This window comes from Sinorhizobium sp. M4_45 (genome assembly GCF_002885915.1).
In the GTDB taxonomy this organism is placed as follows: Bacteria; Pseudomonadota; Alphaproteobacteria; order Rhizobiales; family Rhizobiaceae; genus Sinorhizobium; species Sinorhizobium meliloti_A.
In genome coordinates this window covers 964,925-988,073 of the sequence record NZ_NWVE01000001.1, presented here as the reverse complement: position 1 = coordinate 988,073, position 23,149 = coordinate 964,925, and the positions used below count along the sequence as shown (strand labels likewise).

21 protein-coding genes and 6 tRNA genes are annotated in these 23,149 nt (G+C 60.7%); 13 read left to right on the top strand and 14 right to left on the bottom strand.

From position 1 onward, the window contains the following. Nucleotides 1-316 precede the first annotated feature (316 nt). Nucleotides 317-1,192, bottom strand: coding sequence for an MBL fold metallo-hydrolase (locus tag CN933_RS04955; RefSeq protein ID WP_018095021.1), 876 nt, complete (start codon nt 1,190-1,192; stop codon nt 317-319). Next, on the bottom strand, nt 1,179-2,678 hold the full coding sequence (locus CN933_RS04950; protein ID WP_026168600.1) for an aminotransferase class V-fold PLP-dependent enzyme: 1,500 nt from the start codon (nt 2,676-2,678) through the stop codon (nt 1,179-1,181). The genes CN933_RS04955 and CN933_RS04950 overlap by 14 nt, the downstream gene beginning before the upstream one ends. A 99-nt stretch (nt 2,679-2,777) precedes the next feature. Here CN933_RS04950 and CN933_RS04945 point away from each other — a divergent pair, with 99 nt between their 5' ends. Then, nucleotides 2,778-3,260, top strand: coding sequence for an Lrp/AsnC family transcriptional regulator (locus tag CN933_RS04945; protein ID WP_018095023.1), 483 nt, complete (start codon nt 2,778-2,780; stop codon nt 3,258-3,260). Nucleotides 3,261-3,441: 181 nt separating this feature from the next. After that, nucleotides 3,442-4,608 (top strand): choline transporter, encoded by a 1,167-nt coding sequence (locus CN933_RS04940; RefSeq protein ID WP_018095024.1) that lies wholly within the window; start codon nt 3,442-3,444, stop codon nt 4,606-4,608. A 545-nt stretch (nt 4,609-5,153) separates the two neighbouring features. On the opposite strand, the gene CN933_RS04930 is transcribed toward CN933_RS04940, so the two are convergent. Next, entirely contained in the window at nt 5,154-5,594 is a 441-nt protein-coding gene (locus CN933_RS04930; protein WP_018095025.1) for a YybH family protein, read from the bottom strand. A gap of 188 nt (nt 5,595-5,782) precedes the next feature. After that, the gene (locus CN933_RS04925) at nt 5,783-5,947 is read right to left on the bottom strand and encodes a hypothetical protein (RefSeq protein WP_018095026.1); all 165 of its coding nucleotides are present in this window, start codon (nt 5,945-5,947) and stop codon (nt 5,783-5,785) included. A gap of 95 nt (nt 5,948-6,042) precedes the next feature. On the opposite strand from CN933_RS04925, the gene CN933_RS04920 reads away from it, so the two are divergent. Next, nucleotides 6,043-6,837, top strand: coding sequence for a class I SAM-dependent methyltransferase (locus CN933_RS04920; RefSeq protein WP_018095027.1), 795 nt, complete (start codon nt 6,043-6,045; stop codon nt 6,835-6,837). Nucleotides 6,838-7,007: 170 nt separating this feature from the next. Here the strand turns inward: CN933_RS04920 and CN933_RS04915 are convergent, their stop codons facing one another. The 6 genes from CN933_RS04915 to CN933_RS04890 all read right to left on the bottom strand — a co-directional run bounded on the left by CN933_RS04915 (nt 7,008) and on the right by CN933_RS04890 (nt 10,296). Further along, the gene (locus CN933_RS04915) at nt 7,008-8,252 is read right to left on the bottom strand and encodes a calcium-binding protein (protein WP_018095028.1); all 1,245 of its coding nucleotides are present in this window, start codon (nt 8,250-8,252) and stop codon (nt 7,008-7,010) included. Between the two features lie 365 nt (nt 8,253-8,617). Beyond that, nucleotides 8,618-8,694, bottom strand: a tRNA-Arg gene (locus tag CN933_RS04910). Nucleotides 8,695-8,711: 17 nt separating this feature from the next. Then, complete coding sequence (locus tag CN933_RS04905) at nt 8,712-9,017, bottom strand: ETC complex I subunit (protein WP_003530925.1); 306 nt, start codon at nt 9,015-9,017, stop codon at nt 8,712-8,714. 52 nt (nt 9,018-9,069) lie between these two features. Continuing rightward, a tRNA-Pro gene (locus CN933_RS04900) sits at nt 9,070-9,146 on the bottom strand. Nucleotides 9,147-9,226: 80 nt separating this feature from the next. Further along, nucleotides 9,227-9,718 carry a DUF192 domain-containing protein gene (locus CN933_RS04895; protein WP_018095030.1) on the bottom strand — a complete coding sequence of 164 codons (492 nt, stop codon included), beginning with the start codon at nt 9,716-9,718 and terminating at the stop codon, nt 9,227-9,229. Continuing rightward, the gene (locus CN933_RS04890) at nt 9,718-10,296 is read right to left on the bottom strand and encodes a cold-shock protein (RefSeq protein WP_003530922.1); all 579 of its coding nucleotides are present in this window, start codon (nt 10,294-10,296) and stop codon (nt 9,718-9,720) included. Before CN933_RS04890 ends, CN933_RS04895 begins: the two co-directional genes overlap by 1 nt. Before the next feature lie 196 nt (nt 10,297-10,492). Here CN933_RS04890 and CN933_RS04885 point away from each other — a divergent pair, with 196 nt between their 5' ends. The 6 genes from CN933_RS04885 (at nt 10,493) to CN933_RS04860 (ending at nt 13,550) form a co-directional block, all read left to right on the top strand. Continuing rightward, on the top strand, nt 10,493-10,933 hold the full coding sequence (locus CN933_RS04885) for a VOC family protein (RefSeq protein WP_018095031.1): 441 nt from the start codon (nt 10,493-10,495) through the stop codon (nt 10,931-10,933). 383 nt (nt 10,934-11,316) lie between these two features. Further along, nucleotides 11,317-12,630 (top strand): YcbK family protein, encoded by a 1,314-nt coding sequence (locus tag CN933_RS04880; RefSeq protein WP_018095032.1) that lies wholly within the window; start codon nt 11,317-11,319, stop codon nt 12,628-12,630. A gap of 161 nt (nt 12,631-12,791) precedes the next feature. Continuing rightward, a tRNA-Glu gene (locus tag CN933_RS04875) sits at nt 12,792-12,867 on the top strand. Between the two features lie 217 nt (nt 12,868-13,084). Beyond that, nucleotides 13,085-13,160: transfer RNA gene (locus tag CN933_RS04870), tRNA-Glu, on the top strand. A 57-nt stretch (nt 13,161-13,217) separates the two neighbouring features. Continuing rightward, nucleotides 13,218-13,292: transfer RNA gene (locus CN933_RS04865), tRNA-Glu, on the top strand. A 182-nt stretch (nt 13,293-13,474) separates the two neighbouring features. Continuing rightward, a tRNA-Glu gene (locus CN933_RS04860) sits at nt 13,475-13,550 on the top strand. Between the two features lie 73 nt (nt 13,551-13,623). Here CN933_RS04860 and recJ read toward each other — a convergent pair. The 4 genes from recJ to CN933_RS04840 all read right to left on the bottom strand — a co-directional run bounded on the left by recJ (nt 13,624) and on the right by CN933_RS04840 (nt 18,605). Continuing rightward, nucleotides 13,624-15,426, bottom strand: coding sequence for a single-stranded-DNA-specific exonuclease RecJ (gene recJ, locus CN933_RS04855; protein ID WP_018095033.1), 1,803 nt, complete (start codon nt 15,424-15,426; stop codon nt 13,624-13,626). A 129-nt stretch (nt 15,427-15,555) separates the two neighbouring features. Further along, a complete protein-coding gene (locus CN933_RS04850) occupies nt 15,556-16,878 on the bottom strand; it encodes a homoserine dehydrogenase (protein ID WP_018095034.1) in 1,323 nt (440 codons plus the stop codon). Nucleotides 16,879-16,958: 80 nt separating this feature from the next. After that, complete coding sequence (locus CN933_RS04845) at nt 16,959-18,176, bottom strand: LL-diaminopimelate aminotransferase (protein ID WP_010969423.1); 1,218 nt, start codon at nt 18,174-18,176, stop codon at nt 16,959-16,961. Nucleotides 18,177-18,299: 123 nt separating this feature from the next. Continuing rightward, the gene (locus CN933_RS04840) at nt 18,300-18,605 is read right to left on the bottom strand and encodes an SHOCT domain-containing protein (RefSeq protein ID WP_180980693.1); all 306 of its coding nucleotides are present in this window, start codon (nt 18,603-18,605) and stop codon (nt 18,300-18,302) included. A gap of 211 nt (nt 18,606-18,816) precedes the next feature. On the opposite strand from CN933_RS04840, the gene phaC reads away from it, so the two are divergent. The 4 genes from phaC to radC are packed head-to-tail and all read left to right on the top strand — an operon-like array spanning nt 18,817 to nt 23,045. Beyond that, complete coding sequence (gene phaC / locus CN933_RS04835) at nt 18,817-20,652, top strand: poly(3-hydroxyalkanoate) polymerase subunit PhaC (protein ID WP_018095036.1); 1,836 nt, start codon at nt 18,817-18,819, stop codon at nt 20,650-20,652. Nucleotides 20,653-20,672: 20 nt separating this feature from the next. After that, nucleotides 20,673-21,392 (top strand): DNA/RNA nuclease SfsA, encoded by a 720-nt coding sequence (sfsA, locus tag CN933_RS04830; protein ID WP_018095037.1) that lies wholly within the window; start codon nt 20,673-20,675, stop codon nt 21,390-21,392. Nucleotides 21,393-21,420: 28 nt separating this feature from the next. Then, nucleotides 21,421-22,260: a type I methionyl aminopeptidase gene (gene map / locus CN933_RS04825; RefSeq protein WP_003537051.1), complete on the top strand. Its 840-nt coding sequence runs from the start codon at nt 21,421-21,423 to the stop codon at nt 22,258-22,260. Continuing rightward, entirely contained in the window at nt 22,257-23,045 is a 789-nt protein-coding gene (gene radC / locus CN933_RS04820) for a RadC family protein (protein ID WP_018095038.1), read from the top strand. Before map ends, radC begins: the two co-directional genes overlap by 4 nt. The last annotated feature ends 104 nt before the right edge of the window (nt 23,046-23,149 follow it).

The window sequence follows — 23,149 nt, the reverse complement described above, 5'->3', positions numbered from 1 at the left end:
TGGATGCATCGGATCGACATTCCAGATCGTCCGTCGCCCTCCAAAGCAAACGTTCGATCAGGTCCATTTTGTAGGTGAAAGGAAACCATCAAGCAACACGCTGAACTAAACCGTTGAATATGAGATATATTCCTCGTGCAGCGAGGTCCATAATGTGAACCTCATCGTGCCGTCGCGGAACAAGCGTAAGCCCCGTGGTCGCCTGGTGCGAATCGCCTCGCCACCGCATTTGCACGGATCGAGCACCCGCGTGTGGAGCCCTGCCGCGGGTCCCCTTCGCCCGGTTTGCGGCGGACGAAGGCCGTCCCTGTCCTCGTCATTCCCAGACGGCACCGGGAAAGGCGTTCAGCGGTATCTTGAGGTAGCGGCGGCCATTATCCTCTGCGACCGGCAGTTCTCCGCCGCGAATATTGACCTGCAGGGCATGCAGAATCAGCTTGGGCATCGGTAAGGTCCTGTCGCGCGCCTCCCGCAGATTGACGAAATCCGCCCGTGTTTTTCCGGCGACATGCGTATTATTGGCTTTCTGTTCCGCCACCGTACTTTCCCACAGAGCTTCACGGCCGCCTGGCCGATAGTCATGTCCGGTGAAGAGGCGGGTCTCGCCCGGAAGGGCAAGAATGGCCTCGATCGAGTTCCACAGGCTCTCGGCGCTGCCGCCGGGAAAATCCGCGCGGGCGGACCCGCTGTCAGGCATGAACAACGTGTCGTGAATGAAGGCCGCATCGCCGATGATATAGCTGATCGACGCCAGCGTATGCCCAGGCGAGTGCAGTACGCGGGCTTCGAGATTCCCGAGTTCGAACATATCGCCGTCGCGAAACAGCCGATCCCATTGCGAACCGTCACAAACGAAATCCGGCCAATTGTAGATCTGTTTCCAGATCTGCTGCACGCTTTTCACGTGCTCGCCGATGGCAGTGGGCGCCCCCGTTCGATCCTTGAGGTAGCGTGCCGCCGAGAAATGATCCGCATGCGGATGGGTGTCCAGTATCCATTCGACACTCAAACCCTGCTTGGCCACATGATCGAGAATGGCGTCGGCGTTCGTCGTCGCGGTGGAACCCGATTTCTGATCGAAGTCGAGCACCGGATCGATGATCGCGCATTTTCCCGTTTCGGGGTCGGCCACGACATACTGAATGCTGCACGTGGCCGCGTCGTAAAAGGCGGCTACATCAGGCCTGTGCATGTGCCCTTCCCTTCTCGGCCGCTACACGAGGGAAGAATATCGCACGTGCCGGATCGAAGTCGTAATCCCGTTCGAACGCAGGAGCGTCGGCAGCCAGTTTCGCGACGGAATCGAGGATGAATTTCACCTTTTCGTCCGAGAGCAGAACGCTGAAATTCAGCCGCGTGAAGCCGGGCTTCTTTATTTCGTCGCCGGCGAGAATGGCTTGGCGCATCTGCTCTGACTGCTGCGCATCGATCGACAGCAGCCTGTGAACATAGGGCCCGGCGCAGGCGCAACCGCCACGGGCCTGAATGCCGAACCGGTCGCTCAGCATGCGAGTAACGAGTTGCTGGTGCATATACCCCCCTTTGCCGTCGCGGATACGGAAGGAAAAAATCGGTAGCCGGTCCAGCGCCGGAAGACCAAGTATCTCCAATTGCGGGACATCCTTCCATGCGGAAAAGGCACGAACCGTAAGCTGGCGATTGCGCCGCGCCATTTCCTCCAATCCGATGGCGTGCTTGACGACAAAGGCGAGGGCCGCCCGGATGTCGCCGACGACGTTCGGTGTCCCCGCCTCTTCGCGCGCTTCGAGGCTGTCGCTGTAGTCGTGCGTCTCCGGCGAGACGAATTTCACCGTTCCGCCGCCCGGCCAGGAGGGTTTGCTCGTGGCCAGACCGTCGCGCCGAACGATCAAAATGCCGGAAGCGCCCGGGCCGCCGATGAACTTGTGCGGCGAGAGAACGATGGCGTCGATCTCCGCAGAACCGCTCGGCGACACCGAAATCGGTACATAGGGTCCGGCACCTGCATAGTCCCAGATCATCTTGGCCCCGGCCGATTTCACCAAGTCGGTAATCGCGGCGACGTCGCTGGTGATTCCCGTGATGTTCGAGGCCGCGGACAATGTACAGATGGTCAGGTCGCAAGATCCGCTTCGCAGAGCCTGATCCAGAAGGAAAAGGTCCGGGCCGCCCTCGGGCGATTCGGTCAGCTCGACGATTTCCGCACCGCTTTCGCGCCAGGGAAGTATGTTGGAGTGGTGCTCATACGGACCGATGATGACCCGCACGGTCTTCCCTGCCGCGATCGCTTCGGTGACGCCGAACAGTTTGACGAGGCGGTTCAGCCCCGAAGTCGCGCCGGATCCGGTAAAGATGACCGCATGCCTCTCGTCCGCTCCGCAGCACTCGGCGATCAACGCCCGCGCCTCCCTTCGCATGCGGGTCATGAACCCGCCGCAGTAGGAAGCCTCGGTATGGCTATTGGCGTAAAATGGCAGGACTTCCTCGAGGATGAAGCGTTCAACCGTTCCAAGCGCCCGTCCGGATGCAACATAGTCGGCATAGATCAGGTTCCTGATGCCGTAGGGGCCTTCGATCCGCGACGTGGCCCCGACCAGATCATCCCGCAGGAAGTTTATAAGATCGCCGCGGTCCAGCCCTCGGCGAAACCGCTCGAGAGGCGTGACGTTATCTTTCGGCTCATGGCGGACAGCTTGCACGATCACCTCCCGAGGCTTGAATGTTGACATCGATTGTATTCTGCCGCACCGTCGAAATGTTCACCTATTTTCTGCAGTTCCTCCCGGATTTTGTGTCACATGATCGAGTCTCAAGCCAAAGTCGATGGATTCGATCTGAAGATCCTCGCGGCTCTGCAAAAGGATTCGAACCTCTCGCAGCGCGAGCTGGCGGAGAAGGTAGGGCTGTCGCAAAATGCCTGTTGGCGCCGTCTTCAGCGGCTTCACTCGATCGGAATGATCCGCGGGTCCCATAGCGATATAGATATCGGCGCGTTGGGCCTCGATCTCATCGTGTTCGTGATGATTCGCACCCGACATCACTCCAAGGAGTGGAGCGACGGCTTCAGGGCACATGTCGAGAGACTTCCCGAAGTGATCGACTTTTACCGCATCGGCGGAGAATGGGACTACCTGATCAAAGTCGTCACCAGAGGCATGTCCGGCTATGACGCCTTTTATCAGAAGCTCATCACAAATTTCGACCTCGCCACGGTGACGGGCTTTTTTTCGATGGAAGCGATCATCAACAACCGTCCTGTGGATTTGACACGTCTCCGGTGAGCCTCTCGAATTGCGGACTTTCAGGGCCATTTTTGATCGCTTGCGGCTCGAAACGGCCACGGTGCGCGTCGTTCACGATTAGCGCCGCGTCGTTCGTGGACATTTGAAACCGCCATGCTTGTGGCCTCATGCCGCTCCCGCCGATCGGATGCGGCGGGACGACAAGAGGGGGAGATCTGCCGTGAGCTACATCATCAGCACCGCCTATGCGGCGGTCCTTCTCAGCGCCGTCTTCGTGATCGTCCGCTGGGGCAATGTCTACTGCCGCGGGCAAACTCCCGTCGGCATATACACCTTCGTGGCGCTGCTGTTCACGGCTGGTCTCGATATGGGCCTGGTCATGCTCCCCCTGACCGAGTTTCCCGCCTATGCGGCCGATAGCGCCTATGGCTTCACCAATCCGCTCGCCATCGAGTTCGGCATGTGGGGACCATTGGTCTGGATGATGTACTTCCTCTCGGCCTTCTATTTCGTGGTGCTCGAACCGCGACTCAAGATCTTCGAGATCGCGGCCGTCAAATGGGTCTACAATCTCACGGTCATCGCGACATGCGCGTTCACCTGCTATCTCTTCCTCACGGCCTTGCCGAGCTATATCGAGGGGATCTCGATGCCGGCGCGCTGGGCTATCGTCGTCGCCGTCATCGCGGCGTCCGTCTATTCCAGCAGCAACGTCAATTTCATGAAGTGGCTGGCGGTCACCTCGACATGGATGTTCGTGACCCTGGCTCTCGCGGCCCTTTTGGCAGCAGCCTTTTTCTACAGCAATACAGGCCTCAGCGGGCTCGTATCGAATGTGGGCCTGCTGTCGGACTATTTTGCCAACTTGAACCGCTTCGTCAGTCCGATCACAGAATATCACGAGTTCTACCTCTTCTGGTGGTTCTCCTGGAGCATCATGATCGGCCAGTTCGTTTCCATGTTCGTCGGAGGGCTGAGGACATGGCGGCTGGCGGTTGCAATGGTCCTCCTGCCTTCGATCCCCTTGGCAGTGTGGTTCGCGGTGCTTTACATCTATTTCCAGCAGCAGATCGTCATTCCGACCTGGTTGAACTGGTTCATGGTCACGGTCGGCATCATCTTCGTCGTGAATTCGCTCGACTCCCTGATCCGTCTCTACGGCCTCAACCTCGGCTGGACGAAGTCGCGGCTCGGCGCGAGAGCATACTATCCGCTGCACTTCCTTCTTCAGCTTGGCCTGGTAATGGCCTACCAGTTCACGCCGTTCAGGATCGAATGGGTGGGCGTGATCGTGATCGGCATTTACGCGGCGATCTATGCGCTCATTTTGCGCCACCACGTTCATGTTCGGGCGGCATTGCACGAGGCGCGGAGCGCGGCAGCCTAAGGCCAGGGCCCTGCCAGGAGAGATTTGCTCGGCCGTGCTTTTCGCGCAACTGCTGGAAGAGCGTCAGGTACCCAGCTGCGGCGACAAGGCGGAGATACTGAAAACTGACGCTGCATTCCCGAATGCCGCGGGTGGCACGATCGGCCGGACGGAACGCAGCCGTCCGGAGCATTCGCGGGAAAACTGTGTACCGTCCGGTGTCGAGATGCCCGGTTGCGCGGGAACAGGCCTGATTCAAATAAAATTAACCGTGACAGGCATCGGTGACCTTCTTCGTCGATGTTTGCCCCGGTTTGCTCGCATTCAGCTTGCCATGATGGGGGATGGATAAAGCGGGACTCGCCTTTCTGGTGCTCATACTCGTGCTCATCTCTATCGTGATGAGCATACTTGCCGTCGAGCGGGACCCGGAGGCGCCGCCTACCGGGTCGATCATCGCCCCGGCGGTCGGAACCCGTCGTGGCTGCCGGCGGCCCCAAAGAAGCCGAAGGCCATTTGCAGGATAGTTCACGATCCCTCTTGGCTTCCCGGGAGACGTGGATCTGTCAGTTGAAGGTGTGCACTCTGAGTTTCAGGCTGCCGTCTGCCTGTTTCTCAAAGACATGGGTTGCCACCCCAGCCCATGGCTGATCGGCACCTTTGGCGTCTTTGCCCTTGGCCGACCATTTCGCTGTGCCGATCAGCAGGTTGCCCTCGCCTTGCGCCTCGATCAATTCAAGCTTGTGACCCGTCACGCCCATGCCGAAGATTCCGCCAAAGAATTTCTCGACGCCGGCAGGCCCCTTGATCACGTCATGGGTGGCAGGCAAGAAAATAGCGTCGTCCGTGTAGAACGCCGCGATGGCTTTTGCGTCCGCATTGTTGAATGCTGCGTCCCACGCCGAGTAGGCGGCCTTTACGTCGTCGCCGGGGTCGGCCTTGGCAGAGGCGAGCGAAAAGAGGCAAATGCCCAACGCGACGAACATGGCAGTCAGAAGTCTAGCCATGGCATCCTCCCAAAAGGATGGCGGCATGGAATGTAGATGCCGTCTTACAAAGAATACGCTCCGATTGCCGGGGTGTTAACCCACCCATTCGGGTAGCGATGATTGGGCTGATTTCGAAGCAGGGTCGCCGGGCCGTCGGCTTCCTTTGTGACCGGATGAGGTCGAAGCCTGCCCCAACGAAGAGCCACTTATGGCATGCTCGGCGGCGCGATGAATTGGTAGTACGCCCACACCAGGACCAGCCCGGCTATAACGGCAAGCCAGGTAAGCGCCTTTCGCCGCACTGGAGCGACCGCTCTCGGCTGCGGCTTCGATTTCCGGCGCTCAAATTTGATGATCTTGTCGTCGCTCATTTGGTCCTCTTCTCAGCGGTGGACGTAGTATCATACTGTTGCCGGCTCGCTCGAAACAAACATGGACAAATCGTATCCCCAAAAAGGAGCACAGCGTGACCCAGTTATCGGAGGCGGACGTTGCGGCCCGATGGAACGACAATGCCGATCAATGGGCACATGATGTTCGACAGGGTTACGATACCTATCGAGACCTATTCACGCTCCCGGCATTCCTGGACTTCCTTCCCTCAATCAGCGGCTTGGACGTGATCGACTTCGGCTGCGGCGAAGCTTCCAATACGAGACGGTTCGCCGCAATGGGCGCTCGCATGACCGGCATCGATCTTTCGGAGCAGATGATCCGCCATGCTCGCGCTATTGAAGAGCAGCAGCCGCTCGGCATCCACTACGCGATTAAATCTTATAGCCAGAACACCGGTTTCGAGGATGCCTCCTTCGATGCCGTCGTCTCAACCATGGCATTGATGGATGGGCCGGACTTCCCAGCCGCCATGCGGGAGGCATTCAGGTTGCTGCGCCCCGGAGGGTTTGTCGCCTTCAGCATCCTGCACCCCTGTTTCATTACTCCCGGCTTGCGATGGCAGAAGGAGGGCGACGGGAGGGCGACGGGGCTGGTGGTGTCGCGCTATTTCGACCGAACCGATTTCGTCGAAAAATGGCGCTTTGGCGACCGTCCGAGCGACGATGACGTCGTGCCGTTTGAGGTGCCACGCTTTCCCCGCACTATCGGCGAATATCTCAACGGCGTCGCTGATGCCGGATTTCGTATCGTCGAAGTCCGCGAGCCGCAGCCGACGGCTGAGGCATGCGAGCTCGCACCTCGTTTCATCAGATGGCGCGATCTGGCCGCATTCCTGCTCATGATCCGGGCCGAACGTAGTGCGTGACAGGTCACGCGCCCTTGCAATCGGACGGATTGTTAGAGAGCCCAGCTATCCAGCCATTCTCGTTGCCGTAAACGAACTTCGGCGGGGACCCTGTCAATGCTGGAGAAATCCAGGATGCGTCACAGACGGGATCGAAAGAGGGCCGCTTTGGCGGCACCCCTTTTGAGTGCTTATGCGAAGATGAAGTCTGCCCTCGAGAAACTGGTAGCGGTGATAACGCCGTTCTGATCGTCAACGAGAATTGAAAACTCGCGTCCACCGGAATCAAAGCCCTTCACCAGCACGTCACCGCCAGCGGTATCGTACGCGTAGATCGTACCTGCCGCCCCAGTATTGGAATACAATTTAACCCCAAGCTTCTCGATGACAAACATGTCGAGACCATCCTGAAAGTCCATCACCGAATCCCGATCAGTCAATACCGTCGGCCCTCGAAAGACAAAGCGGTCGGCGTCGGCTCCGCCCCAGAGTACGTCCCTTCCTCCGTCGCCAGAGATTGTGTCTTCGCCAGCGTCTCCATAGAGGGTGTCATTTCCCGCCCCGCCGACCAGGCGATCATGATCGTTGCCGCCACGCAGATCATCGTCGCCGGCGCCGCCTGTCAGAATGTCATCTCCGTCATCCCCGAACGCCCGATCGTTGCCCGCCCCCACGGAAATTCTGTCATTGCCTCTACCGCCATATGCCTCATCGGTTCCCCCTTCCGAATCCAACACATCATCGCCGTCGCCGCCATCCAGGTAATTGTCACCGTTACCGCCATCGACGAAGTCGTTTCCGCTCCCGCCATACATACGGTCGTTCCCCGACTGGCCCTTAAGAGCGTCATCGCCGCTTTCGCCATAGATTATGTCATTGCCTGCGCCGCCGCTGACCGCCTGCTGCGTCAATTTCCCAGTTGCGGGGTTCACGCGGTTATTGAAGCCGTCATTTCCCGCGCCAGCGAAGATGATGTCGTCACCATCACCAGCATCGATATACTCTTCGCCATTGCCACCGTAGATTACATCGTTACCACGGCCACCCAAAAAGTGGTCATGGCCTTCACCGCCATGCAACGTGTCGTTGCCATCTCCACCATCGGCAATGTCGTTTCCTCGTCCGCCAAAGAACGTGTCGTTCCCAGCCCCACCTTTGAATCGATCGTCGCCATCGCCGCCTTCGGCATAGTCATTCCCAGCGCCGCCCTCGATATAGTCGTTCCCATCGCCACCGTAGAGTTTATCGTCGCCGAGACCGCCGTAGAGATAGTCGTTGCCGGCGCCGCCCTCGACATTATCGTGGCCATCGCCACCGTAGAGCTTATCATCGCCCTGCCCGCCGTAGAGATGATCGTCGCCTGCATAACCCCAAATCTCGTTGTTGCCAAAAAGACCCCGGATGATGTCGGCCAAGCTTGTTCCGCGTAAAAGCATTTCATCTCCTTCGGGTGGGCTACGGCAGAGCGCTCTCACGACGTGAGTAAGCATAGCGCTACCTGCCAAGCTTCTAAGGCCTCAAACCGAAAGAGACCATTCGGGCGGATGGACTAGACCACTTGGTTGATATGGCCAGTCCTGATTTGGGGACAGTGTCCTATAGCCGCCGACGAGAGCGCGACGGCTCATGAGTTGATGGCGATGTATGGCTGGGCTCGGCTCGCAATGGCCGAGATCTACACGAAAGAAGCGGAAAAAAAGCGCCAAGGCAGCCTCGGAACGCCTTGCGAACAGAATGCAGGTCACACCTATGACCCCGACCGGTCGCACCTGAACTAGAATCAATGACTTAGAGGGTGGTTTGGCGACCCCTGCAGGACTCGAACCTGCGACAACCTGCTTAGAAGGCAGGTGCTCTATCCAGCTGAGCTAAGGGGCCGTCTCAGCACGTGAGCCTCAATGGGTCCAGGGCTGCATCCGGTTGAAACGGAAATTGTCCGAATAGGAAACATTCTTGCGAGCCGCATCCTTGGGCGCGATCACGCGATACTCGATGCCGTTGCGCTCGGCATAGGCGATCGCCTGCTCAGCACTTTCGAAGGTCAGGCGAACCTGCTGCCGGGTGTCGGCGGAACTCGTGTAGCCCATGATCGGGTCGATCGTGCGCGGTCTTTCCTGATCGAACTCCAGCACCCACAGATGCGTCTTGGCCTTGCCGGACTGCATTGCTGTCTTTGCGGGGCGATAGATCTTCGCGGACATTGTTCTTAACAGCTCCCGTTGACCAAGAGATCAATGTTTTCACGTGATTGGATGGTCGGAGTGGAGAGATTCGAACTCCCGACCCTCTGGTCCCAAACCAGATGCGCTACCAGACTGCGCTACACTCCGCACCACGAAGGCGGAGATACACGCTTCGCCCTGCGGCTGCAACAGCAAATTTCGAGGCTGGCGCGGAGCCGGCGGATGCTTCAGTTCGCCCGCTCCGCGGCCGGAAGTCCCGCACCTTCGAGCCTGTCCCCGGGGCTGATGCCGAGTCGCTTCACGGTTCCGGCGTTAAGCTCGAGCACGTAGGCCACCGGTTCCCTGGAATCGATAATGGCTTCGGAATGCGGAACCGCGTTCTCGTGAATGGTACGGATGACGCCGTCACGCGCGATGAAGAGCATGTCGAGCGGCAGATAGGTGTTCTTCATCCACATCATCACCGGCCGCGTCTCGCCGAAATCGAACAGCATGCCGTGATCCGGCGCCATCTGCCGGCGATACATCAGCCCCTGCTCCCGCTGATCCGGTTGGGTCGCGAGCTCGACAGTAAGGTCATGCGTGCGTCCGCTCGCCGTTATCAGCCGCACCCGCTCCTTGGCAAAGGAAACCTCGGCCATGGCCGAGGCGACGAGCAGCGACAACAAAAAAAGCGCCGTCAGGGCGCTTCTTGCAGCTATGCCGACGACTCCGGGCATCAGTGCGACCGCGTGGTCGGCGTCGGCCCGTCGGGATGGATTTCCGCAGCCATCAGGCCCTTTTCTCCGTCCCCGAAGCGGCAGAGCACCACTTGGCCGGGCCTCAGCTCCGTCAGGCCAAAGCGGCGCAGCGTTTCCATATGCACGAAAATGTCTTCGGTGCCCTCCCCGCGCGTCAGGAAGCCGAATCCCTTGGTTCGGTTGAACCACTTCACGAGCACACGTTCGAGGCCGCTCGTCGGTGTGACTTGAACATGCGTTCTGACCGGTGGCAGCTGGGAGGGGTGAACGGCCGTCGATTGGTCCATCGAGAGGATGCGGAAGGCCTGGTAGCCACGATCCCGCTTCTGAATGAGAGCGACGACCCGGGCACCCTCCAGAACGGTCTGATATCCGTCGCGTCTGAGGCAGGTCACATGCAGCAAAACGTCCTGCATGCCGTTGTCCGGAACGATGAAGCCGAATCCCTTGGCAACGTCGAACCACTTTATGACCCCGGTAATTTCGATGAGATCAAGGGCGTCGTTACCGAATTCGCCATTATGGATGACGTCTTTCGAAGATGTCCTGTCAGCCATTCTCGCAGCCCCTCGTTACGCGCAACACTTCGATACGGTTAACTGATTCTTATGGGCCAGAATAACATCGTCCCGCTGCGCGTGTGCAAGCCCCTCGACATATTTTGACCTGAGACGTTTATAGGCATGCAGCCTTGCGTCTGGCTTGCCGTCGCCCCACTATACGCCATCTTCCACCAAACAGGGATATTCTCCAATGCGGTATCTGCATACGATGGTTCGCGTCAAAGACCTCGACCAGGCTCTTCATTTCTATTGCAAGCTTTTCGGGCTCCAGGAGATCCGCCGATACGACAACGAGAAAGGCCGCTTCACGCTCGTTTTTCTCGCGGCGCCTGGCGATCTCGACCGCGCCAAGGGGGAAGCCGCGCCCTGCCTGGAACTCACCTATAATTGGGATTCCGAGGAATATGCCGGCGGGCGGAATTTTGGCCACCTCGCCTATGAGGTCGACGACATCTACGCGTTCTGCAGGGATCTGATGGACAACGGCGTTACGATCAATCGACCGCCGCGCGACGGCCACATGGCCTTCGTCCGGTCGCCGGACGGCATCTCGATCGAAATCCTCCAGAAAGGCGAACACCTGCCGGCTCAGGAACCCTGGGCTTCGATGGCCAATACGGGTGTCTGGTAAGCCTCGCACAATTGCCACCGGCTAATCGTCAGCCGTCGCCGGCCCTGCCGAGCGGCGCGGCACCGGTCGGCGCAAGAGGATCAATAGAACAGCGGATGATCTTCAGGCCCGGCTACTGCCGGGCTTATTTTGCGAAGCTGAAATAGGTTGGTGCAGGTTTACAAAACACGCGGCGTTCATTACCTTGCCGCGCAGACGTTGAAACGGGGCTCTGCTTCGTCGTCACTTGCGGGGATAGCCCTATACTTGCCTGACCTTTCCCGTGGGGAGCCTAGCGCCCTCCGCGTGAAATTGTTGTGCCGTTCCGGAGCGTATCCGGAATCGGAACGTGTTGTGTGCGCGGTGCAAAGCAACCCGCATGCACGGAGAGCGGGGAAAAGGCGTTGCAACATCTGGAACCAGGATACAGTCTCCTGACGATCGGACGCGCCGCAGCATTTTCCGTATCGCTTCTGGCACTGGCTGGCTGTGTGTCGGCAGTCGCCGACAATGAGACGATCAGCCCGCTCAATTCCCGACAGGTGGCGGAAGCAGCGCCGGGCGCATCCGAGGGGACGATGCAGGATGAGCAAGTAGCTGGTGCCGGCGCGACGGCGCAGGTGCCCGACGGTGAAGCGGGCCACAACAGCGCCGCCATGCAGCCCGGTCTGGCCATGCAGGGCACTGCGCTGCGCGCGACAACATCGAGCATCTACGGGCAATCGCCGGCAGGACCGTCCGCCGAGGCGCGGCCGGACCCAAGCAGCCAGCCGACGGCAGCACCGTCGGCCGTCGCATCGCCGACGATGAATGCCAAGGCCAACAGTCTCTTCAGCAACGGACAGTCCGAGGCTCAACCGGTGATTCAACCGCAACAGGGCGCGGCAGGCGAAGCTCCCGCGACAAACGAAGCGATTGCTGCTGCAACTCCGGCAGCCACCGGCGAAAGCGATACGCCCGCGGCCGTTCCGTTGCCTTTGAGCGCGCAGGCCGCATTATCAGGTGCGACGGCAGCGGCCCTGCAGCCGGTCGAAGTCGCCTCGCGGACGCCGGCGGATGCCACCCAGCCGGCGGGCTCCGACCACGGTGAGAAAGAGACTCAAGAGACGAAGAAGACCTGGACCCTCGCAAGCCTGTTTGCGCCGAAACGCAGGGAAAAGCCGCGGGCCGAATCGACACGCGCTGTGCCGGCAGGCGAGAAGAAAACGATTACCGCAAGCAATGCAGGACAGCCGCGGGTCGCTTCCCTCGCCTATACGTCACTGCCCGGCGTCAACATGAACCCGCTTTTCAGCATGGAACACGAAGCGCACGAGGCTGACGAGGACGACGCGCCCGTGGAAGTGGCGAACCTCTCGGGCCTTGCCCGACTCACGCCGAGCGGCCTCATCCTGCAAACGGAGAAGGTGGAAACGGGCTGTTTCAAACCGCAGCTTCTCGACATCCTGAAGACGGTCGAAGGTCATTACGGCCGCAAAGTCATGGTCACATCGGGCCTGCGCGCCATCAAGGTCAACCGCAAGCGCCAGTCCCTTCATACGCGCTGCGAGGCGGCGGACATCCAGGTGGCGGGCGTCAGCAAGTGGGAGCTCGCGAATTTCCTGCGCAACGTTCCCGGCCGGGGCGGCGTCGGCACCTACTGCCATACCAACTCCGTCCATATCGACATCGGTCCCCAGCGCGACTGGAACTGGCGCTGTCGCCGTCGCAAAGGCTGATCGGCGATCGCTCCCTGTTAACAAGGCCCATCGTGATCAGCAGTGATTTTTCCCGGAAAAAATGAAAACTGCCACTTGCGGGAATCCGAAGCCCTCTCTATAAGCCGCCTCGTCTTACAGCGACTTGCGTCTTTTCAGAGGCACAAAGGTTGCTGCAGCAGGCGCCCATCGTCTAGCGGTCTAGGACGCCGCCCTTTCACGGCGGAAACACGGGTTCGATTCCCGTTGGGCGTGCCATTTTCTCCTCTTATACTTGTGGATACTTCGCCTTGTATGTGGATGGGACGTCTTTGCTTTGCGTCACCATAGGATCGAGTTGACCTGCGCGGATCTCTTGCCGAAAAAGCAAAATAATCGCCTCTGATCACTTGCATGAATCCGATGCCCTCTCTATAAGCCGCCTTGTCTTACAGCGGCTTGCGTCTTTTCAGAGGCACCAGGCTTGCTGCAGCAGGCGCCCATCGTCTAGCGGTCTAGGACGCCGCCCTTTCACGGCGGAAACACGGGTTCGATTCCCGTTGGGCGTGCCATTCCACCTCTTTTCTATTTCATCTTTTTCATAGTATGGTGCTGATCGTCACCAGCAGGCGCCCATCGTCTAGCGGTCAGGACGCCGCCCTCTCACGGCGGTAACACGGGTTCGAGTCCCGTTGGGCGTACCATTTCCTCACCCTGCGCGCGCATCATTTCGCTTCCGAACAGCGCTTGCGTCTGCACCCGATCTTTTCCCAGGAAAAATCGAAATTACCGCCCGCGGTCTCTTGCGAGAATCCGAAGCGCTCTCTATAAGCCGCCTTGTCTTACAGCGCGTGCGCCTTTCAGACGCACAAAATCGCTGCAGCAGGCGCCCATCGTCTAGCGGTCTAGGACGCCGCCCTTTCACGGCGGAAACACGGGTTCGATTCCCGTTGGGCGTGCCATTCCTTTTCAAAGTCTTTAAGAAAAGTCCGTAAGCCTCTGATTCGGCTACACCCGTTGGCGCCGCCTCGGCGTTTAATTCGCTTTCGCCGCGTCCGTCACGCGCAGTTGAACCTTGCGTGTCCCCTGCCACAGATCCGCTGACACGGAACCCGCGACATGAACGGTGGCGCCGCGGTTGCCGAGCAGGAAATCGCCGAGCGGCGTCTCCGTCGCGCGAAAGGCAATGCCTTCCATGCGGCTGCCGTCCTGCCCCTCGAGCGTCACCTTCACGTGGTTGGCCCCGACCTGGCGGCTATCGCGCAGTCGATGTTGCGGGAAGGCAAAGAGCGGCTGCGGATGGCCGGAGCCATAAGGTCCCGCCTGGTCGAGAAGATCGACGAGGTCGAGGGTCGCCCCGGCCGCTGCCAGTGCACCATCGACCTTGAGCGTTTGGACCGCGACGAGATCGCGAACGGCAGCTTCGGCGCGCTCTTCGAAGAATTGCCGAAGCTGGCCGAGCTTACCGCGCTCGACCGTCAGCCCGGCGGCCATTGCATGTCCCCCGCCTTTGACCAGCAGGCCATTGTCGACGGCCGCACGGACGAGCCGCCCCATGTCGAAACCGTTGATCGAACGGCCGGATCCGGTTCCGCGGCCGTTCGGATCGAACGCAATCGCAAAAGCCGGCCGGCGGAATTTCTCCTTGATGCGTGCCGCGATGAGGCCGACGATCCCAGGGTGCCAGTTCTGTCGGGCAGTGACGATCACCGACGCGCCCTCGCCCGTTCCGTATTCCGCCAGTACCTCGGCTTCTGCCTCCGCAAGCATCGCCGCCTCCATCGCCTGGCGATCGCGATTGAGTTCATCGAGCTGGGTGGCGATGATTTCCGCCGCCGCGGCATCGTCGAGGGTCAGCAGACGACTGCCGAGCGCGGCGTCGCCGATTCGCCCGCCGGCATTGATCCGCGGGCCAAGCAGGAAGCCGAGATGATAGGGCGTCACGGGTCCGCCGATCGCCGCCTTGCGCAAGAGTGCGGCGAGACCCGCATTGCCCATGTGCCGCGCAGCAAGCAGGCCCTTGACGACATAGGCCCGGTTGAGGCCTTTGAGCGGCACCACGTCGCAGACGGTCGCAAGCGCCACCAGGTCGAGCAGCGACAGGAGGTCGAAGGATGCCGCGCGCGGGTCGCCCCTGAGGCGGAGCACGCGCAATGTATTGACCAGTACAAGATAGACGACGCCCGCCGCGCAGAGATGGCCCTGCCCCGACAGGTCGTCCTCCCGGTTGGGATTCACCAGGGCGTGACACGGCGGCAGCACCGAGCCGACCTGATGGTGGTCGATGACCACGACATCGGTCCTGCGCTCTGCCGCCACCGCCAGGGCTTCATGGCTCGTCGAGCCGCAGTCGACCGTGACGATCAGTTCGGCGCCCCGATCGATCAATTGATCGATCGCCTGCGGGTTCGGACCGTAGCCCTCGAAAATGCGGTCGGGAATATAGATCTCGGCGGTGATATCGAAATGCCGCAGGAAACGCGCCATGAGCGCGGACGAGGCCGCACCATCGACATCGTAATCCCCGAAGATCACCACCTTCTCGCGGCGACGAATGGCATCCGCGAGCCGCTCGGCCGCCTTGCGGCCGTCGGTCAGGGTGTCGGGGTCAGGCATCAGTGCGCGCAACGTGGGCTCGAGGAAGGCCGACGCGTCGTCCAGTCCGACGCCGCGCCCGGCAAGCACGCGCGCGATGAGTTCGGAATAGCCGTGGATCTGACTGATGGCCAGGGCACGGTTCTGGCCCGCCTGATCGAGGCGCGATACCCAGCGCTGACCGCTGACCGAGCGTTCAACGCCGAGAAATGCCCGCTGGATCGGATCCGCCAAAACGTCCATCTGTCTACCCGTCCGAAGTCCCTCCGTTCTTAGCGAAGATTTCGGCACTGAAAAACCGGCGGGGGTGCAGTTCGGCCCGCAAGTCGCCGGTCGCAGCGGCTTCTCAACAGATTTGATGAGGATGCGCGGTCACCAGGCCTTCGGACGCTCGATCCTGATAACCTGCGGCTCGCCGACGAGATAGCCCTCGCTCTTGATCGAGACGATCGCCTTGCGCACGGAAGCCTCTGATGTCGCATGCGTGACGAGGATGATCGTCTTCGGCTCGGCCGGGTCGGCATAGTGCTTGGAATGCTGCATGATCGATTCCAGCGAGATGTCGTTCTCCGCCATGTGCTTCGCCACATTGGCGAAGACGCCCGTGCGGTCGACCACTTTCAACCGGATGAAGTAGCCGCCCTCATGGCTCTGCATCCGGGCGCGCTTATAGGGCAACAGCGCCTTCGCCGGACGGCCGAATGCCGGCACGTGCTGCGCGCCGGGTCGGCTCTTGGCGATGTCGGCGATATCGCCGAGCACGGCCGAGGCGGTCGCGTCCCCGCCCGCACCCGGGCCGACCATCAGAAGCTCTCCAAGAATGTCGGATTCGATCGCAACCGCATTGGTCACCCCGTCGACCTGCGCGATGACGGTGTCGTGAGGTACCATGGTCGGATGGACGCGCTGCTCTATGCCGCTATCGGTCCGCTGGGCGACTCCGAGAAGCTTGATGCGGTAACCGAGGTCGGAAGCCGCCTGGATATCTTCGATCGAGATGTTGGTGATGCCCTCGAGATAGATGTCGTCGGCAGCAATCGCGGTGCCGAAGGCAAGGCTCGTCAGGATCGAGAGTTTGTGCGCGGTGTCGTTGCCCTCGATGTCGAAGGCCGGATCGGCCTCGGCATAGCCGAGCCGCTGAGCCTCCTTGAGGCATTCCTCGAAGGAGAGACCCTCCCTCTCCATCTTCGTCAGGATGTAATTGCATGTGCCGTTCATGATGCCGTAGACGCGCGAGATCGTGTTGCCGGTCATCGACTCGCGAAGCGCCTTGATGACGGGAATGCCGCCGGCGACCGCAGCTTCGTAATTCAGAAGCGCGCCATGCTTCTCGGCAATTTCCGCCAGTTCGACACCATGTGCTGCAAGAAGCGCCTTATTGGCGGTCACTACATGGACGCCGCGGGTGAGCGCCGCCTTCACGCAAGAATAGGCCGGGTCTCCGGCGCCGCCCATCAGTTCGACAAAGACATCGATGTCTGCTTCCGACGCCAGGGAAACTGCGTCGTCGAACCAGGCGATGCCCGAGAGCTTCACGCCCCGATCCTTCGCCCGGTCTCTTGCCGCTACGGCCGTAATCTCGATCGCCCTGCCGCATGTGGTCGCCATCGTCTCATGACGATCCTGGAGAATCCGCACGAGCGAGGCACCGACGGTCCCCAAGCCCGCAATGCCGATTTTGAGGGCATCTGCCATAGCAAGTTCCTAACACGTAGAGGCGCCCCGCCAGACCAGGCGGGGCAATTTGGGTGCGGAAACGGGCACAGCCCGGCTCCTTACCGATGTGCGTTGAGCGAGATGACGTTGTGCATCGTCTCGTCCGCCGAAGAAAGGAAGCGCTTGATATTGCGCGCGGCCTGGCGGATCCGGTGTTCGTTCTCCACCAGAGCGAGACGAACATAGTCGTCCCCCTGCTCGCCGAAGCCGATGCCCGGAGCAACGGCGACATCCGCTTTCTCGACGAGAAGCTTGGAGAACTCGAGCGAGCCGAGATGGCGGAACTTCTCGGGAATCTTCGCCCAGGCGAACATCGTCGCCGGCGGCGGCGGAACCTCGAAACCGGCCTTGCCGAAGCTTTCCACCATGACGTCGCGGCGCCGCTTGTAGATGGCGCGCACCTCGGCGATATCGCTGCCGTCACCATTCAGTGCCTGCGTTGCAGCTACCTGAATCGGGGTGAATGCGCCATAGTCCAGATAGGACTTCACGCGCGTCAGCGCCGCGATCAGTCGCTCGTTGCCGACGGCGAAGCCCATGCGCCAGCCGGGCATGGAGAAGGTCTTCGACATCGACGTGAATTCGACGGTCACATCGGTTGCACCCGGCACTTCCAGAACCGAAGGCGGCGGTGCGTCGTCGAAGTAGATTTCCGAATAGGCGAGATCCGACAGCACGATGATGTCGTGCTTCTTCGCAAAGGCGATGACATCCTTGTAGAAATCGAGCGTTGCGACCTGCGCCGTCGGATTGGACGGGTAGTTGAGGATCAGCGCCAGTGGCTTCGGGATCGAGTGCCGGACCGCACGCTCGAGCGGCGGAAAGAAGCTCTCGTCCGGCTCGACCGAAATCGAGCGGATGACGCCGCCTGCCATCAGGAATCCGAAGGCGTGGATCGGATAGGTCGGATTCGGGCAGAGGACGACGTCGCCGGGTGCGGTAATGGCCTGCGCCATGTTGGCGAAGCCTTCCTTGGAGCCGAGGGTCGCGACGACCTGCGTCTCGGGATTGAGCTTGACGCCGAAGCGGCGTGCATAATAGGCGGCCTGCGCACGGCGCAGCCCGGGAATGCCCTTCGATGACGAATAACGATGCGTCCGCGGGTCCTGGACGACTTCGCACAGCTTGTCCACGATTGACTGCGGGGTCGGAAGATCCGGATTGCCCATGCCGAGGTCGATGATGTCAGCACCGGCCGCTCGCGCGCTCGCTTTCAAACGGTTGACCTGTTCGAAAACGTAGGGCGGCAAACGCCGGACTTTATGAAACTCTTCCATCTCCAGACCTCATTTGGCGCGCGTCTTTGCAGCCCTTGGGCTCTTCGCTCGACATGCGCGGGGTGAACGGCCGCCATCGCGGCCATTCAACGCTTTGCGGCCAAAACACGAGAAAGGCAAGCGCTAATTCTCGATCTGTTTCAGCGTGTCGGCACCGTGCTGCTCGGCCAGAAGCTGCAATTCCTTCAGGCGACGCCGGTACTCGGCTTCGGAGATCGCGCCGGACCGGCGCTGCCCGGCAAGTGCGGTCAACTGCCCCTGCATGTTCAGCGCCTCCTCATTGGTCATCTGCTGCATGGCGGCGGGCTTTTCACCGTAAACGGAAGGATAGGTGGCAAGGTCCGCCGTCGAATTGCAGCCCGCGAGCACGCCTGCGAGAATCAGTGCGGACATCCAAGAAAGCGAACGCTGTTTTCCGACGGCAAGCATGCTGGCGATGACCTCTGTTTCTGCGGCGCAACGATGCGCTACAGCGCCGCGCGTCTCCCGGGACGCACAAAGGTCGCTGTAGCACTTTGATCTGCTGCATGTTTTTGTCCTTCGACCGGCTACGATCACGGGAACATGCAGTAGCCCTTGTAATCATTTTCGGGCAGAATGTAAAAATACAAAACAAACAAGATGCTGTGGAGGACGCCGGGTGACAGCAGAGAAGGCTGAGGGCGCTACGGGCTTTGCCGGCTTCGACCCGAAATCTGTCGAGCCCTACATCGTCAAGGATCCCGAAAGCCTGGCCATCAACATGGCTCGTGCGGCAGAGCAGCTCGGAAAAGCCGCTTCTGCATGGCTCGCCCCGCGCGAAGCGGGCGAGAAGACGGATAGTTTCGCCGAGCCCGTCTCCGATATGGTCAAGACGCTTTCCAAGGTCTCGGAATACTGGCTCTCCGACCCTCGGCGAACACTCGAAGCCCAGACTCATCTTCTCGGCAGCTTCTTCGATATGTGGTCGCGGACGCTCCACCGCATGGCCGGCGAGGCCGTGGAGGAGCCGGCCAACCTTCAGCGCAACGACAAGCGCTTCGCCGACGAAGACTGGGTGAAGAATCCGTTTTTCGACTTCATCCGCCAGGCCTATTTCGTCACCTCAGACTGGGCGGAGCGCATGGTCAAGGACGCCGAGGGCCTTGACGATCATACCCGCCACAAGGCGGCCTTCTACGTTCGCCAGATTGCCAGCGCGCTTTCCCCGACCAACTTCATCACGACCAATCCGCAGCTCTATCGCGAAACGGTGGCTTCGAGCGGCGCCAATCTCGTGAAAGGCATGCAGATGTTGGCGGAAGACATAGCCGCCGGGCGCGGCGAGCTTCGGCTCCGCCAGACGGACACCAGCAAGTTCGCCATCGGAGAGAACATCGCGATCACTCCGGGCAAGGTGATCGCGCAGAACGATGTCTGCCAGGTGCTGCAATACGAGGCGAGCACCGAGACCGTGCTGAAGCGGCCGTTGCTCATTTGCCCGCCCTGGATCAACAAATTCTACGTGCTGGACCTCAACCCGGAGAAGTCCTTCATCAAATGGGCGGTCGACCAGGGCCACACGGTCTTCGTCATCTCCTGGGTAAACCCGGACGAACGCCATGCCTCCAAGGATTGGGAAGCCTATGCACGCGAAGGCATAGGCTTCGCGCTTGATATTATCGAACAGGCAACCGGCGAACGCGAAGTCAATTCCATCGGCTATTGCGTCGGCGGGACGCTGCTCGCCGCCACCCTGGCGCTCCATGCCGCGGAAGGCGACGACCGCATTCGCTCCGCGACGCTCTTCACCACGCAGGTGGATTTCACCCACGCCGGCGATCTCAAGGTCTTCGTGGACGACGACCAGATCCGCCACCTCGAAGCCAATATGAGCGCCACCGGCTACCTCGAAGGCTCGAAGATGGCGTCTGCCTTCAACATGCTCCGGGCTTCGGAACTGATCTGGCCCTATTTCGTCAACAATTACCTCAAGGGCCAGGATCCCCTGCCCTTCGACCTGCTTTACTGGAACTCCGATTCAACGCGAATGCCCGCGGCCAACCACTCTTTCTATCTGCGCAACTGCTATCTCGAGAACAGGCTCTCCAAGGGCGAGATGGTGCTTGCCGGCCGCCGCGTCTCCCTCGGCGACGTAAAGATTCCGATCTACAATCTCGCGACGAAAGAGGACCACATCGCGCCGGCAAAGTCGGTTTTCCTCGGCAGCAGCAGCTTCGGCGGCAAGGTGACCTTCGTGCTCTCCGGCTCCGGGCACATCGCCGGTGTCGTCAACCCTCCTGCCCGAAGCAAGTATCAATACTGGACGGGAGGCGCGCCGAAGGGCGACTTCGAGACCTGGATGGGTAAGGCGAAGGAAACGGCCGGGTCGTGGTGGCCGCATTGGCAGGGCTGGGTCGAACGGCTCGACAAACGCAGGATCCCGGCGCGCAAGGCCGGAGGTCCGCTCAATTCCATCGAAGAAGCGCCCGGCTCCTACGTGCGCGTGCGCGCCTGACCGCAGAGAGTGCAATCCCCTTGAATTTCCCTCGCCCGCTCGTCCCTGCGACGCTTGTGCAGCGTTACAAACGCTTCCTGTTCGACGCTATTCTGGCCGATGGAACGGCAATCACGGGTTCATGCCCGAATACCGGCTCGATGCGTGGCCTGACCACACCGGGCTCGCCGGTCTGGCTCTCGGAACACGACAGTCCGACACGCAAGTATCGCCACATGCTGGAGATCGTCGAGGCGGACGGCACGCTGGTCGGCATCAACACCGGATTGCCGAACCGGATCGCCGAAGAGGCGATCATGGCCGGACAGGTGGGCGATCTTCACACCTACGGCACGCTCCGGCGCGAGCAGAGATACGGCCGCAACTCCAGGATAGATATTCTGCTCAGTGATGCGGAAAAGGGCCTCGCCTATGTCGAGGTGAAGAACGTCCATTTCAGCCGCGTCCGCGGTCTCGCCGAATTCCCGGACAGCCCGACCCAACGCGGTGCGAAACATCTCGAGGAACTGGGCGATATGGTCGAGGCGGGACACCGCGCGATCATGCTCTATCTTATCCAGAGAGGCGATTGCAGTCGCTTCCGCATATGCCGTGAGCTCGACCCGGTCTATGCTCGTGCTTTCGAAAGGGCGAGCGCACGCGGCGTCGAGGCCTATGCGGTCAAATGCGCGGTATCGCCGGCGCAAATCCTGGCGGCAGGACCGATCGTAGTGGACGAACCGGTCCCTGCTGTTTTATGAAAATCGCCTGAAACAACGGAAATCTGGAATGGTAACTTACATCGAGGCCGACGCGGCTCCCTACAAGAACACCGGTGTCATTCGACTTTACGGGCCGGAGGGGTTTGAAGGCATGCGCAAGGCCTGTCAGGTGACCGCACGCTGCCTGGACGAGCTCGTCGCGCGCGTGAGTCCGGGCGTGACCACGGACGAGATCGACCGCTTCGTCTTCGAGTTCGGCATGGACCACGGCGCACTCCCCGCAACCCTCAATTATCGCGGCTACACCAAATCCTCCTGCACCTCGATCAATCACGTGGTCTGTCACGGCATCCCCAACGACAAGCCGCTGCGCGAAGGGGACATCGTCAACATCGACGTGACCTATGTGGTCGATGGGTGGCACGGCGATTCAAGCCGGATGTATCCCGTCGGCGAGATAAAGCGTGCCGCCGAGCGCCTGCTGGACGTAACGCATGAATGCCTGATGCGCGGAATAGCGGCGGTCCGCCCGGGCGCGCGCACGGGAGCAATCGGCGAGGCGATCCAAGCCTATGCGGAAGCCGAGCGTTGTTCGGTGGTTCGCGACTTCTGCGGTCACGGCGTCGGCCGGCTCTTTCACGACGCGCCCAATATCCTTCACTATGGCAGCGCCAATGACGGGCCGGAGCTCAAGGAAGGCATGATCTTCACGATCGAACCGATGATCAATCTTGGCCGCCCGCATGTGAAGGTCCTCTCGGACGGATGGACGGCGGTTACGCGCGATCGGTCCCTGTCGGCCCAATACGAACACACGGTGGGCGTGACGGCGGACGGCTGCGAGATATTCACGCTCTCACCGGCCGGTCTCTTCAAGCCCGGCATTCACGTCGCGGGCGACGCGTGACGAAGACCCCGCCCGCCGAACCCGACGACCTTTTCGACGCCGCGGACGAACGCCGGTTTTTCCCGCAGAAGCCGACCCACGAGAGCCACGCAACCGCGCCGGCGCCGGCAACCGATACGCACTACCACGGCCATCGGGACCGCCTGAGAGCCCGCTACCGCGAACACGGTGATGCGGCGCTGGCGGATTACGAACTCCTCGAGCTCATCCTCTTCCGCCTCATACCCCGCCGCGATACCAAGCCGATCGCCAAGGCGCTGCTCGACCGCTTCGGCACGCTGGCGGCCGTCTTCGGCGCTCCCTTGCACCTCCTTCAGGAAGTCAAAGGCGTCGGAGAGTCCGTCGCGCTCGATCTCAAGCTCGTCGCGACCGCCAGCCACCGCATGCTCAGGAGCGAATTGCGCAACAAACAGGTTCTGTCCTCCTGGAGCGCCGTGATCGACTATTGCCACGCGGCGATGGCGCATGAGACGAAGGAGCAGTTCCGCATCCTTTTCCTCGACAAGCGCAACACGCTGATCGCCGACGAGGTTCAGCAGCAAGGAACGATCGACCACACGCCCGTATATCCCCGCGAGGTGGTCAGGCGCGCTTTAGAACTTTCCGCTACCGCCTTGATTTTGGTGCACAACCATCCCTCCGGCGACCCGACGCCGTCACGCGCCGACATCGACATGACCAAGCTCATCGCCGAAGCCGCCAAGCCGCTCGGCATCGCGCTTCACGATCACGTCATCATCGGCAAAGACGGCCACGTCAGCCTCAAAGGGCTTCGATTGTTCTGATGGAAAATATGCAGCAGACGCATCCAGAACAGGGCGCTGCGGCATTGCACGTCATCAAACGGTGCGATTGACGATATAGCTGTGCCTGCGCGAAAGATACCGCA

Coding starts and splice junctions, on each gene's coding strand:
- CN933_RS04885 (WP_018095031.1), top strand. CDS start 10,493: ATGCGGTATCTGCATACGATGGTTCGCGTCAAAGACCTCGACCAGGCT.
- CN933_RS04890 (WP_003530922.1), bottom strand. CDS start 10,296: ATGGCTGACAGGACATCTTCGAAAGACGTCATCCATAATGGCGAATTC.
- CN933_RS04845 (WP_010969423.1), bottom strand. CDS start 18,176: ATGGAAGAGTTTCATAAAGTCCGGCGTTTGCCGCCCTACGTTTTCGAA.
- CN933_RS04905 (WP_003530925.1), bottom strand. CDS start 9,017: ATGTCCGCGAAGATCTATCGCCCCGCAAAGACAGCAATGCAGTCCGGC.
- CN933_RS04945 (WP_018095023.1), top strand. CDS start 2,778: ATGATCGAGTCTCAAGCCAAAGTCGATGGATTCGATCTGAAGATCCTC.
- CN933_RS04840 (WP_180980693.1), bottom strand. CDS start 18,605: ATGCTTGCCGTCGGAAAACAGCGTTCGCTTTCTTGGATGTCCGCACTG.
- CN933_RS04925 (WP_018095026.1), bottom strand. CDS start 5,947: ATGAGCGACGACAAGATCATCAAATTTGAGCGCCGGAAATCGAAGCCG.
- map (WP_003537051.1), top strand. CDS start 21,421: ATGGTAACTTACATCGAGGCCGACGCGGCTCCCTACAAGAACACCGGT.
- CN933_RS04915 (WP_018095028.1), bottom strand. CDS start 8,252: ATGCTTTTACGCGGAACAAGCTTGGCCGACATCATCCGGGGTCTTTTT.
- CN933_RS04955 (WP_018095021.1), bottom strand. CDS start 1,192: ATGCACAGGCCTGATGTAGCCGCCTTTTACGACGCGGCCACGTGCAGC.
- CN933_RS04850 (WP_018095034.1), bottom strand. CDS start 16,878: ATGGCAGATGCCCTCAAAATCGGCATTGCGGGCTTGGGGACCGTCGGT.
- CN933_RS04930 (WP_018095025.1), bottom strand. CDS start 5,594: ATGGCTAGACTTCTGACTGCCATGTTCGTCGCGTTGGGCATTTGCCTC.
- recJ (WP_018095033.1), bottom strand. CDS start 15,426: ATGGACGTTTTGGCGGATCCGATCCAGCGGGCATTTCTCGGCGTTGAA.
- CN933_RS04895 (WP_018095030.1), bottom strand. CDS start 9,718: ATGCCCGGAGTCGTCGGCATAGCTGCAAGAAGCGCCCTGACGGCGCTT.